Raw genomic sequence first — 12,223 nt, forward strand, 5'->3', positions numbered from 1 at the left:
CTCTGGTGTACCGGTTGTCACGCCAGTGGCATCGCCGGGTAGCTATGTTCGGAAGAGATAACCGCTGAAAGCATCTAAGCGGGAAACTCGCCTTGAGATGAGATATCCCTGGGAACTTGATTCCCCTGAAGGGTCGTTCGAGACCAGGACGTTGATAGGCTGGGTGTGGAAGCGCAGTAATGCGTTAAGCTAACCAGTACTAATTGCCCGTGAGGCTTGATCCTATAACCAGTACGTTTTAAGACTGCGTGCAATACCGCAGCCAACGTGTGCAGGTTATGCAGCATCGGTTGTGTGCCGATACACTCGCACCCCAGATTGAACTTCTTCCCAGATTCGTGACGCCGCACCGCTGCACCGCGCGCGCCACACCCCTCTTTGCCTGATGACCATAGCGAGTCGGTCCCACCCCTTCCCATCCCGAACAGGACCGTGAAACGACTCCACGCCAATGATAGTGCGGATTCCCGTGTGAAAGTAGGTAATCGTCAGGCTCCCTAAGCCGTACCAAACGCCCCGCCCCTCAAAAGGCGGGGCGTTTGCGTTTGTGCGCGGGAATATTCGGACGTGTCGTAGATCCTTCAGGAAGTTACTCGAAAATAATATGCCTGCTGCGCCTCGCTTCCACATCCAGCGAGACGATTCTTCAGCAGGTCGGATAGAGAACTTCAATCGAGGAAACGATGAAACGCCTATTGCTATCACTTGCCCTGGCTGTCGCGACGTTCATGCCCACGGCACATGCCAGCCCTGAAGCCGCGGTGATGACAGACGTGCGGAATCCCGATATCGCACCCACCACGGACGCGCAGAAAGCGGAAATTGCCGCTTTGTTCACGCAGTGGAGCGCCGCTCTCGGCACGGGCGATGCGCGCAAGGTCAACGCGCTATACGCGGCGGACGCCTTGCTCCTTCCTACGAAATCCAACGAGGCGCGCGTCACCGTGCAGGCACGGGAAGATTACTTTCGCGATTTTCTGAAGAAGTACCCTGGCGTGGTCGCCACGATCGACGCTTCTCCGGAACGGATAATCCGGGTGTCCGAGCGCAAGGCCAGCGATACGGGACACTATACGTTCACGACGGCGGATGGCACGAGCATCAAGGCGAGATACACCTTTGTCTACCGTCAGGACAAGGACGGGCGATGGCTCATCTCCAGCCATCATTCGTCGGCGCTGCCGGAATCGTCCCCAGGTGCATGACTCGCCGCGGCTGCTGGGGACTGACGCCGAAAACGTTCCAGGCCCAGCGCCCACGTGCCGTTTTCAGCCTTCCGGAAATCCATCCGGAAAAAGACGCTCGACGGCCGCCTCGAAGTGCTGGACCGGCGCCGCGCCTCGCAGGGCGATCGGTGCCGGTGGTTGATCCTGTCCCACCGCCGCATCGCGTGACAACACGACGAACGGCACGCCGGACACCCCCAGTTTCTGCGCGAATGCCTGGTCTTCCTGCACCGCATCGGCATATGTGCCTTCGTTGAGCGCTTCTTCCAGCATTTCCGGGTCGACGCCGCAATTCGCGGCAATGTCGATCAGGATGTCCGTGTCACCAATATCCAGACCATCCTCGAAGAACGCCTTGAAGATCGCACGATGCACCGGTTCGAACAGGCCGGCGTCGCGTGCGAAGAACGCCGCCTCGAGTGCCTTGCGGCTGCGCGGTTGGACCGGCGGCAGCCGGAGCAGCAGATGACGTTCGATCGCCAGCGGATAGATCGCGCGTTCCCAGTTGTCATGCAGGTCCTCGGCTTCGGGATCCAGCGTCGGTACGGGTTCCGGACGCAACTCGAACGCATGCCAGCGGATCTCCACCGCGTCGCCGTAGGCATTGCGGAACTGATCCAGCACCGGTAATTCGAGATAACAGAAGGGACAGACGTAGTCGGACCAGACGTCGAGGTAGAGGGTGGGGGTAGTAGCCATGAGGGATCTCGGAAATGCGTTCGCTATGGTAGCGCGAGCGCGCTGCGCAGGGAACGGATGCCGGCCGGACGTTACCCAGCTTCAGTCATCATCGAGGATTTTACGGCGATGCCTATTTCCGCGCCGTTCCTGCCATCTGCCATGCCGTTCGCCACGAGCGTCTGCCGCGCCGCGGCGGTGCTGCCCGGTCTGGCGAGTCGCGTGACTTCCCATATGGTCAATAACAACGATCGCAACAGACCGCTCTGGTACCGGGCGCTCGACCTTGCGCAGAAGGCGTTGGTGGCCAGCAAGGTCGTCGGCGCACCCACTGTCGCTCTGGTACCTGTCGCGGCATCGGTGCTGTTGTCCGCCGCGAACGCGGTCTACGACACGGCGTCCTTGCAGCACGTCGTGGCGATGCACTCCCTCAACGCCAGCGTCAGCGTCGCAAAATATGTCCTGCTGCAGGACAGCATGCTCGGGCCCAGCGCACAGGCGGTGGTGGCCCACCTGTTCACCGCGCTGCTGTACGAAACCAACAATATCACCGCCACGGCAGCCCTGTTGCAACTGATTTCCGCCCGTCCCGATGTGATGGATCTGTTGAAAGGCATGGCGGCGGAGCATGGTCTGCCGCTGCTGCATTCGATCCTCGGTGGAGCGCTGAATCTTCTCTCCGGTGCAGGGGCGTGGGCGGTCGGTTCGCTCCGGGACGCGCTGTTTGCGGAACTCGGCCGGTACGGCCTCGGCATGCCGATCGAGCCGGCCTGATCGGCGACAGGGCCCCACGCCGCCCCGGAATTCAGCGCGACACGGCAGTTTCGACCGCGCGCACGACATTGCGCAGCGTGGTATCCAGCGCATCGCTATAGGCGTCGACATGCGGCGATGCATCCGGATGCCGTGGACGGATCTTCAGCGCGCGAAAGGTCTGTGCCGGCGCAAAGCGGCGAAACACCAGGCCTGTGTCGAGAAAGTCGTACGCGATGATCGGATGCACGAGACCGATGCCGACGTTCGCGCGCACGAGATCGGCCACGTTGACCGAATACTGCACGACGGCCGCCAGTTGGGGCGGCACGATTCCGGCGAAGAGGGAGTCCATGCCCCAGGTGATCATGTTCGACGGCAGGTAGCTGATGACCGGATAGCGCCGGAACTGCTCGGCCGTCACGACCTCGTGCGCGGCAAGCGGATGCCCGGCGGGCAGCACGCAGAGCACATCGAGCGCGGCGAAGGGCGTCGCCTCGGTGTCGCGCACATCGGCCGAATCGGTCACGACCCCGAGCGCCATGGTGCACGCCGCCACCCGGTCGCGAATCAGGCCCGAGGCACCGGTCGTGAATTCCAGATGGACATGCGGATGCTGCATGCGGAAGCGGGCGATCACATCGGCGGAAAAGCGCAGGCCGAAGGACAGGACGCTGCCCACGCGCAGTGTCGTCTGGTTGGCATCACGCAGGCTCGTGGCGAATTCACGAATGTTTTCAAGACCGGCATAGCGTCGTTCGACTTCCTCGAACAACAGGCGGGCCTGCGGCGTGGGTTCGAGTCGTCCGCGTTCGCGGTTGAACAGCGTCAGGCCGGTGTCGCGCTCGCACTCGACGATCAGCCGGCTGATGCCCGGCTGCGACAGTCCCAGCAACTGCGCCGCGCGGGTGGTCGTGCGGGTCAGCATGACTGCGCGAAAGGCATCGATATGGCGAAAGTCCATCGTTGCTCCGGTGCCGCAGCATGAACCTCGAATCGTGCGGCCGCTCAGCCGATGCTCACGTAGTCGAGCGTCTTGGGTGCCCGGGTGAGGACCTCCGGCACGTCGCCGACGACGACGGTATCGTCGATGCGAAAACCGCCCAAACCATAGACATAGATGCCCGGTTCGGCCGAATACACTTCGTTTTCCAGCAGCGCGCGATGGTTGAACGCCATGTCCTCCGGGAATTCGTGTCCCATGATGCCCATGCCATGGCCGGTACGGTGCCGGATGTAGGCGGCGCAACCGGCCTGTTCGATGACCGCCTGGGCGGCGGCGTCGATGCCCGACACCGGGCGGCCAGTGACCGCGGCGTCGAGCGCCGCTTCGTTGGCATCGAGCGCGACCCGGTAGAAGCGTTTCTGCTCGTCGCTGGGCCGGCCGCAGAACCAGGTGCGTTCGTTTTCGATGACGATGCCGTTGAGGCGCGGAATCACCAGATTGATGATGACGTCGCCCGCGCCGATCCGCGCGCCGCAGGAGGCGCCGTCACCATGCGGCGACGACGCGGCCGGACCCGCGAGCGTCCAGCAGCGCAAAATTTCGAGATGTTCTCCGGGGAAACGACGCGCCGCCTCTTCGACCATCAGCGACGCCATTTGCGCATCCAGCTCGGCGGTCAGCCGGCCGACGCGGAAGTTTTCGCGATAGCGTTCCTGCACCCAGTCGGAGAGGTCGGCCGCGGCGCGCATCACCGCCAGTTCTTCCGGCTGCTTGACCCAGCGCAGCGCGCGCAGGTCGGCCGTCATGGCCAGCAACCGCGCTTCCGGCAGCAGCGTCAGCGCGCGCGACAACGGTGCGTTCAATGCGTCGTAGCCGATGCGCGCGCGCCGCAGCCCGGCGTGCGTCAGGCGCTCCGCGACCAGTTCGGGCAACTGCGTGATCAGCGGCTGACGGCCCGCGCCTTGCGGATGTTCGGCATACAGCGTGATGTCGTCGAGCCAGAGCGAGCCGCGTTCGCGAGCGAAGCGCAGGTGATGCGTCGAGAGTTCGTTCATCACCGCGAACGATGCCCCGTCCGCCGTGACGCACAGCAGGATCGGCCGCTCCCAGGTCTGCACGTCCACGTGGAAGTTGCTCGCCCACTGGAAAAAGTCCGCGCCGGTCAGCACGACGGCGTCGAGTTGCTCGCGCGCCATCATGGCGCGCAGCGCGGTCAGCCGATGGGCATGGGTGGCACGGGTGAGGACGGGCATGGTGCGGTTCCTGGATGCCTGGAAAAGGTTGCGTGGTGCGGCGCAGTGCACCGAAAGGGTTGCGCGGTGCGGGGCTCAATGCACCATGCGTTGCGCATAGCGCCGGTGGATGAGTAGGCTCGACGCCAGCGCGCCGGCCAGCGTCACGATCATCAGGATCAGGGCGAGCGCTGCGCCGAACGGCCAGTTCGCCGTTTTCGCGATCTGGTCGTAGACCGCCGGCGCCATCATCGTCAGCCCGGTGCCGCCAAGCAGGACCGGCGTCGCATACGCGTTCATGCAGAGGATGAACACCAGCATCGTGCCCGCGGCCACGCCCGGCGTGGCGATCGGCAGCACGATCCGGAAGAAGGTCCTGGCAAAGCCGGCGCCGAGGTTGCGCGCGGCTTCCTCGATGCTCAGATCGATGCCTTCGAGCACGCTTTGCAGCGTGAGGATCATATACGGCAGCACGACGCCGGTGGTGCCGAGGATCACCGCGAGCGGCGTGTACAGCAGGCGCACCGGCTGATCGATCAAGCCGAACAGATGCAGTACCGAATTGACGAAACCGGCATTGCCGAGGATCACCATCCAGCCGGCTGCCCGCACGACGTTGCCCACCATCAGCGGAAAGACCAGCAGGATGATCAACAGGCTCTTGAAGCGCGTCTGCGTCTTGGCGAGCATGTACGCGACAGGAAAACCGGCGACGAGGGAGAGTGCGGTGCACAGCGCCGCCACCCAGAGCGTGGTGCCGAGCACACCGAGGTAATAGCCCTCGTGAAAGAAACGCACATAGTTTTCCAGCGTCAGCGCGCTTTTCATCGTCTCGACCGGGTCATACCGGTTGAAGCTGTAGCGGAACAACTGCAACGCCGGCACCAGCATCACGATCACCACGACCAGCGATGCCGGAAACGCCAGTCCCGCACCGGCCAGGCGCCGCGCGCGCGCCGTGGTGGATGTCCCCGGCAGACCGCGTTGCAAACGCGCCATGCTCAGAGTCCTACCTTGAAGTCCGTGTTCCAGTAGGTGAGCAGCGCCTCCTTGTCCGCGTTCAGCTTCGCGTAGTCGAGCTTCTGGAACTTCTCGATCTGCGCATCGGTGAATCCCACGCGGGCCTGCAGTCCGGCGGGCAGGCCGGCATTGCGGATGGTCGGCGCATAGCCCATCTTTTCGGCGAAACCCACCTGCGCGCGCGGGTCGAGCATGCCGCTGAGAAAGCGGTAGGCCGTGTCCGGTTGACGGATGTTTTTGGGAATCGCGGCCTGGAATACGGCGGGCACCGCGCCGTTCTTGTCGAATGCGAAGCCCAGGGGCACGCCGGCCTGCCGCCACTGGAGCGCGCGCGCCTTCCACATGCAGGTCATCCAGATCTCGCCCGATTTCAACGCCGCGGCGACGGCCTCGTTCGAGGGATAGACGCGCGGCTTGTTCGCTTTCAACTGGCGCAGGAAATCCGCACCGGCCTTCAGGTCCGACGCGCCCTTGCCGGCGCTGAGCGAACCCATCATCGCGTTGAAGTTGTAGAGGATGTCGGAGAACCCGACCTTGCCCTTGAATTTCGCGTCGAACGCCACGGTAAAGCTGTCGGGCGCGGTCTTGACGTAGTCCGTGTTGTAGACGATGACCATGCCGCTGAAGATGTGGGGCACTGCGAACGGGCTGCTCAGCGTCGGAAAGATATTGCGGGCATTCTGCACTTTCGAGAGGTCCGGCGCGAGCAGCAGACCCGCTTCGTTCATCGTGTACATATCGATGTCGGCCAGGCAGGCGACATCCATCGACGGCCGCCGCGCGGTGCGTTCGGCGCGCAGTTTCGTCATCCGCGAGACCTGGTCCCCGGTCAGGAACGACACGTCGATCCCCTCCGGTTTGAGCAGCGGCGTGGCGATCTGCGATTCGAGCAGATTTTGATAATCGCCGCCCCAGGTGCCGACGGTCACGGTGCGGGGGGCGTCCGCGGCGCGTGCCGTGACGCTGGTCAGCGTAGCGGCCGTTGCGCCGAGCACGGGCGCGAGCGCCAGGCCGGAGGACAGTTGCAGGAAGCGGCGGCGGGGTAGGATCGGGGCCATGGTCGGAAAGAACGGTCAGTGAAAGGAGACGCAGTCGTGCGCGTCGAAGCAGGCAAAAGCCCGGTCGCCGGGCGCGAGCCCGCGCGCCGGGTCGTGGCTGGCGTTGTGGGTATGGCAGGCGAGCAGGTCGCCGTGCGCCGTGCGCAGCCGCCATTCGATGACCGATCCCATATACACCTGGGACGTGACCGTGACGGGCAACACGTTCGTGCGCAGGGGCACCGGCTGCAGGCGGCTGAGCACGATGCGCTCGGGGCGGATGCCGACGGTGACCGCATGGCCCGGCGGATGCGCCGCCACATCGGCGACACGCATCAGCGTGCCCTTGCCGGTCTCGAAGCCGTCCGCGCCCAGGTGACCCTCGTAGAAATTCATCCTGCCGAGGAAATCGGCGACGAAACGATTCGCCGGCCGTTCGTACAATTCGTCGGCCCGGCCGACCTGCTGCACGCGCCCGTCGTGCATGATGGCTAGCCGGTCCGAGACGGTCAGGGCTTCTTCCTGGTCGTGGGTGACGAAGATCGTCGTCAGGCCCAGGCGCTGCTGCAGCGCGCGGATCTCCTCGCGCACCTCGACGCGCAGCTTGGCATCGAGATTCGACAGGGGTTCGTCGAGCAGGAAGACCTTCGGGCGGATCGCCAGCGCCCGCGCGATGGCGACACGCTGCTGTTGTCCGCCCGAGAGCTGTCGCGGATAACGCTCCGCGAGCGGCGACATCCGCACCATGTCGAGCGCCTCGGTGGCGCGTTGTTTCCGGTCGCGCGCCGACATCCTGCGCATTTCCAGCCCGAACGCGACGTTCTGCGCGACGGTCATGTGCGGAAACAACGCGTAGCGCTGGAACACCATGCCGGTATCGCGCCGCTCGGGCGGCAAGCCGGTCACATCCGTGTCGCCGATGCGGATCGCGCCGGCGCTCGGCGCGACGAAACCGGCGATCATCCGCAGCGTGGTGGTCTTGCCGCAGCCGCTCGGTCCGAGAAAGGCCACCATCTCGCCTTCGGCGATGTCGAGCGAGAAATCGCTGACGGCGAGGGCGCCGCCGTAGTCCTTGCGCAGGTTCTGTAGCGAAACGGTTGCCATGCTCTCATACCACCTGACTGAGTTTGACGAAACGATCGGTGATCAGCATCACGATGCCGAGCAGCAGCACCTGCACCGCGGCGACCGCCGCGATCGTCGGGTCCAGATTGAATTCGAGATACTGCATGACGGCGATCGGCAGGGTCATGTGGTTCGCGCCCACCAGGGGCAGCGACACTTCGAGATTCTCGAACGAGACGATGAAGCTGAAAAGGAAGGCGGCGATCAATGCCGGGCGCAGCGCGGGCAGCGTCACGCGCCGGAACGTGGTCCATGCGTTCGCGCCCAGATTGCGGGCGGCTTCTTCGATGCTGGTATCCAGATTCGTCAGGCCGGCGGTGACCAGGCGCAGCGTCCAGGGCAGCGTCAGGCAGACATGGGCGGCGATCAGGCCGCCGAAGGTGCCGACGATATCGATATTCAGCGCGTTTTCCGCGCGCAGATAGAACAGGTAGATCGCGATGCCGGCGACGATGCCGGGAATCAGCAACGGCAGCATCAGCAGGTTTCTCACCGCGCCGGCGCCGCGAAAGGCGAAGCGTACGAGACCGAACGCGGCGGCCACGCCGAGGAGAACGCCGAGGATCGCGGCCACCAGGGCGATGCGCACGCTGAAGAGAAAACCGTCGGCGAAGGCGTGATTGCGCCATGCACTGACATACCAGTGAGCGGTATAGCCCGACGGCGGAAACGTGAGGATCGCATCCTTGAAGAAACTCAGCCAGACGACGAAGACCAGCGGGCAGAGAACGAAGCCGTAGACGAGCGCGTTGAATGCGATCGCCGCGCGGCGCGGCCATGCCGAGGCCAGGGCGACGGACGTGGAGACGGGAGCGGGAGCGCGGGCCGCGAGGTCGGACGACGAGGCCATGCGCGATCCCCCGGCGGTGGGTTCATGAAATGGCGGCCAGGGTGCGCGACCAACGTCGCGCGCCGTGGTTCATTCGTTCATTCGTTCATGAATAAGATAGCCCGCCGTAATTCCAGGACAAATAAAAAAATTATGCGTCTGTCGTCGCCATGCTCTGCGTTCGCGGTTCAGAACTCGTAGCCGATGTGCGTGCGCACGCCTGTGTCGCCGCAGTCGGTCACCGCCAGCGCGGCGTGTACCAGCCAGCGGCTGTTGCGGGTCCGGTAGGTGGCGCCCGCGGCGAAGGCGCTGCCGGAGCGGTAACGCGCGGCGCCGGCCGCAACCAGGACGCCGCCGGGCTCGCGCGGGGTCAGATTGGGCATCGCCATCCCGGCGGCGACGCCGGAATAGGCGCGGCTCGCCACGTGCTCGATCGATTGCTGCGTCAGCGCCAGACGCTCGTCGAAACGGGCCGCCAGCGCGGCGCCCTGTGCATCGACATAGTGCCGCGCGGCGGCATGGTCGTCCAGGTCGTCCAGGCCCTGCGGGTGCCCGCTCGTTGCGAGGCCGGTCTCCCTGGCTGCCGATCGAGCGGCACCGTCCTGCTTCTGCCGATCGTCCCGAGCGCCTTGTCCGCTCCGGCCACTCCGACTCCCTGGTGTCTTGCCGCCGGCGGGGTCGGAGGAATCGGTCTTGTCCGGATGATCGAGCGGCGCGACGTCCGCATTCGTCTGCGCGGCGCCGCTCGACGCGGCGTCGGAGGCAGCAGTGGCAGGCGTATGGGCCGCGGCATCCGCCTGCGCTTGCCGCGCAGCGTCCGCCTGTGCCGCGGCATTCGCCTGCGCCTGTCGCGCAGCGGCGGCACGTGCCGCCGCGGCCTGGGCACGCGCGTCCGCAAGTGCTTGCGCTTCCAGCATTTCAATGCGTGCGGCCTCGGCCTGGGCGGCATGTTTCGCGGCGATGTTTGCACGCGCCAGCGACTGAAGTTCGCTGATGTTCAGCGGTGCGGCATGCGGATCGTTCGCGCGTTCGTTTCTCAGTCGCAGGACTTCCGCCATTTGTTCCTGAACCGCCGCCATGCCGCCGCCGGACGGCGCACCCTGGTGCGCGTTGCCCGAAGACGGAAGAGGCGCCCCGAATTGCGGCGGCGCCATCGGGGGCGCCATCGGAGGGGCCATCGGAGGTGCCATCGGAGGGGCCATCGGAGGCGCAATCGCGGGGGCAATCGGGGATGCCATCGGGGATGCCATCGGAGGCGCGATGGGAACGGCCGCGGAGGGCGCGGACGCAGCCGGTGCGACGACCAGCATCGATGCGATCGACAGCGACACCGTCGTCAGCAGACGGAAGGGAGAATGACAGGGCATGGCGAATATCTGCGCTATGGGGAAGCAAAGCCGGGACGGCGCGAGTCGCAAGAATAGGAGGAATCGGTTTTGTTTGACCCGTCCATGGCGAATCGGGGTCGCGGCCGGCGACGAGCGCGCGTGAAAGAGTCCCGTGCCTTCGCCACGCGCATTTCATGCGTACCGACGCCGCGTCCCGCGCCCGCCAGCGGGGCAGTGCATGACCGCCGCGACGCGATTGCGCTTTTCTTCGCACCGGTTGTCGTCAATAATCGCAGTTCGTTTGTGCATGCAAATGTAATCTTCCCATCCGGTGCTGCGGCCCGCTCGCAGGACCGGCCGACGCCCCCGTCCGAGAGCCGTGCGATGTCATCGATCACATTCAACTGGTCCAACCCTTACCCCACCGTGCGGATTCCCCTGTTCGCGCGTAACGCCGTCGCCACGTCGCATCCGCTGGCGGCGCAGGCGGGGGTGCGGATGCTGCTGCGGGGCGGGAGCGCCGTCGATGCGGCCATCGCCGCCGCGGCGGTGCTGACGATCGTCGAACCGGTCTCGTGCGGCCTCGGCAGCGATGCGTTCGCGATCCTCTGGGACGGCGAAAAGCTGCACGGCCTGAACGCGTCCGGCACCGCGCCGCAAGGCTGGACGCTCGACTATTTCCGCAAGAAACACGGCGTCGACGGCCGCATCGCGCAGCCGCAGCGTGGCGTGGACACCGTCACGCTGCCGGGCGCGGTGTCCGCGTGGGCCGCGCTGCACGAGCGTTTCGGCAAGCTCGCGTTCGAGGAAGTACTCGAACCCGCCGCCGAGATCGCCGAGCGCGGCTACTCGGTGCCGCCGATCGTCGCGCACAAATGGGCGGCCGCGATTCCCGCGCTGCGCGACCAGCCGGGCTTCGCCGCCGCCTTCATGCCGCGCGGCCGCGCGCCCGAGGTGGGTGAACGCTTCGCGCTGCCCGATGCGGCGCGAACCCTGCGCGACATCGGCAGGACCCGCGGCCGTTCCTTCTACGAGGGTGAACTCGCCGAGAAGATCGTCGCCTTCAGCCGGGAAAATGGCGGCGTGATGTCGCGCGAGGATCTCGCCGGCTATCGGCCGGAATGGGTCGATCCGATCGCGAAACGCTACCGCGGCTACGATGTGCACGAGATTCCGCCGAACGGCCAGGGCATCGCCGCGCTGATCGCGCTGGGCATCCTGGAGCGTTTCGATCTCGCCAGCCTGCCGGTCGATTCGCCGGAATCCCAACACCTGCAGATCGAGGCGATGAAGCTGGCGTTCGCCGATCTGTACCGCTATGTCGCCGATCCGCGCAGCATGGAGGTGACGCCCGCGCAGATGCTCGACGACGCCTATCTCGACAGCCGCGCGGCGTTGATCCGTCCCGACCGGGCGACGCATTTCGACTTCGGCATGCCCAAGGCGGGCGGCACGGTCTATCTGAGCGCGGCCGACGAGAACGGCATGATGATTTCCTTCATCCAGTCGAACTACATGGGTTTCGGATCCGGGCTGGTCGTGCCGGGCACCGGCATCAGCCTGCAGAACCGCGGCGTGGGGTTTTCGATGGATCCGCAATCCGCGAACGTGGTCGGGCCCGGCAAGCGGCCTTTCCATACGATCATTCCCGCCTTTCTGACGCATGCGGGCAAGCCGGTGATGAGTTTCGGCGTGATGGGCGGCGACATGCAGCCGCAAGGTCATCTGCAGACGCTGGTGCGCATGCTCGACTACCGGCAGCAGCCGCAGGCCGCCTGCGACGCGCCGCGCTGGAAAGTGAACCGGGACTTCTCGCTCGATGTCGAATCGACGATGTCTCCGGCAACCGTCGCGGCATTGCAGGCACGCGGGCACGCGCTGAAGTCGGTCGACGACCCCTATATGGATTTCGGTTCCGGCCAGTTCATCTGGCGGCTCTCCGAAGAAGTGGACCACGGCTATGTGGCGGCCAGCGACAGCCGCCGCGACGGCCACGCCGCCGGCTTCTGAGACCGGCCACGCCGCCGGCTTCCGCGGCGGGACGCCCGC

At 65.4% G+C, this 12,223-nt stretch carries 11 protein-coding genes and 2 rRNA genes; 5 read left to right on the forward strand and 8 right to left on the reverse strand.

Annotated features, from left to right (window positions below):
• The 3 genes from OVY01_RS13285 to OVY01_RS13295 form a co-directional block, all read left to right on the forward strand.
• Positions 1-224, forward strand: a 23S ribosomal RNA gene (locus OVY01_RS13285); the annotation flags it as partial.
• Between the two features lie 157 nt (positions 225-381).
• Positions 382-494: ribosomal RNA gene (gene rrf / locus OVY01_RS13290) — 5S ribosomal RNA — on the forward strand.
• A 189-nt stretch (positions 495-683) separates the two neighbouring features.
• Positions 684-1,205, forward strand: coding sequence for an SgcJ/EcaC family oxidoreductase (locus OVY01_RS13295; protein WP_267848089.1), 522 nt, complete (start codon positions 684-686; stop codon positions 1,203-1,205).
• Positions 1,206-1,268: 63 nt separating this feature from the next.
• On the opposite strand, the gene OVY01_RS13300 is transcribed toward OVY01_RS13295, so the two are convergent.
• The gene (locus OVY01_RS13300; RefSeq protein WP_267848090.1) at positions 1,269-1,925 is read right to left on the reverse strand and encodes a DsbA family oxidoreductase; all 657 of its coding nucleotides are present in this window, start codon (positions 1,923-1,925) and stop codon (positions 1,269-1,271) included.
• A gap of 141 nt (positions 1,926-2,066) precedes the next feature.
• Between OVY01_RS13300 and OVY01_RS13305 the strand changes: the two genes are divergently transcribed.
• On the forward strand, positions 2,067-2,678 hold the full coding sequence (locus tag OVY01_RS13305) for a hypothetical protein (protein WP_267848091.1): 612 nt from the start codon (positions 2,067-2,069) through the stop codon (positions 2,676-2,678).
• Positions 2,679-2,709: 31 nt separating this feature from the next.
• Here the strand turns inward: OVY01_RS13305 and OVY01_RS13310 are convergent, their stop codons facing one another.
• From OVY01_RS13310 to OVY01_RS13340, 7 genes are all read right to left on the reverse strand, one after another.
• On the reverse strand, positions 2,710-3,621 hold the full coding sequence (locus tag OVY01_RS13310; RefSeq protein WP_267848092.1) for a LysR substrate-binding domain-containing protein: 912 nt from the start codon (positions 3,619-3,621) through the stop codon (positions 2,710-2,712).
• Between the two features lie 44 nt (positions 3,622-3,665).
• Positions 3,666-4,856 carry a M24 family metallopeptidase gene (locus tag OVY01_RS13315; protein ID WP_267848093.1) on the reverse strand — a complete coding sequence of 397 codons (1,191 nt, stop codon included), beginning with the start codon at positions 4,854-4,856 and terminating at the stop codon, positions 3,666-3,668.
• 75 nt (positions 4,857-4,931) lie between these two features.
• Complete coding sequence (locus tag OVY01_RS13320; protein ID WP_267848094.1) at positions 4,932-5,834, reverse strand: ABC transporter permease; 903 nt, start codon at positions 5,832-5,834, stop codon at positions 4,932-4,934.
• A 2-nt stretch (positions 5,835-5,836) separates the two neighbouring features.
• Positions 5,837-6,913: an extracellular solute-binding protein gene (locus OVY01_RS13325; protein ID WP_267848095.1), complete on the reverse strand. Its 1,077-nt coding sequence runs from the start codon at positions 6,911-6,913 to the stop codon at positions 5,837-5,839.
• 15 nt (positions 6,914-6,928) lie between these two features.
• Positions 6,929-7,996: an ABC transporter ATP-binding protein gene (locus tag OVY01_RS13330; protein ID WP_267848096.1), complete on the reverse strand. Its 1,068-nt coding sequence runs from the start codon at positions 7,994-7,996 to the stop codon at positions 6,929-6,931.
• A 4-nt stretch (positions 7,997-8,000) separates the two neighbouring features.
• Positions 8,001-8,867 carry an ABC transporter permease gene (locus OVY01_RS13335; RefSeq protein ID WP_267848097.1) on the reverse strand — a complete coding sequence of 289 codons (867 nt, stop codon included), beginning with the start codon at positions 8,865-8,867 and terminating at the stop codon, positions 8,001-8,003.
• A 167-nt stretch (positions 8,868-9,034) separates the two neighbouring features.
• Positions 9,035-10,024: a YadA C-terminal domain-containing protein gene (locus tag OVY01_RS13340; RefSeq protein ID WP_267848098.1), complete on the reverse strand. Its 990-nt coding sequence runs from the start codon at positions 10,022-10,024 to the stop codon at positions 9,035-9,037.
• A 534-nt stretch (positions 10,025-10,558) separates the two neighbouring features.
• On the opposite strand from OVY01_RS13340, the gene OVY01_RS13345 reads away from it, so the two are divergent.
• The gene (locus OVY01_RS13345) at positions 10,559-12,184 is read left to right on the forward strand and encodes a gamma-glutamyltransferase family protein (protein ID WP_267848099.1); all 1,626 of its coding nucleotides are present in this window, start codon (positions 10,559-10,561) and stop codon (positions 12,182-12,184) included.
• Positions 12,185-12,223: the final 39 nt, after the last annotated feature.

Origin of the sequence: Robbsia betulipollinis (assembly GCF_026624755.1) — a bacterium.
GTDB lineage: Bacteria > Pseudomonadota > Gammaproteobacteria > Burkholderiales > Burkholderiaceae > Robbsia > Robbsia betulipollinis.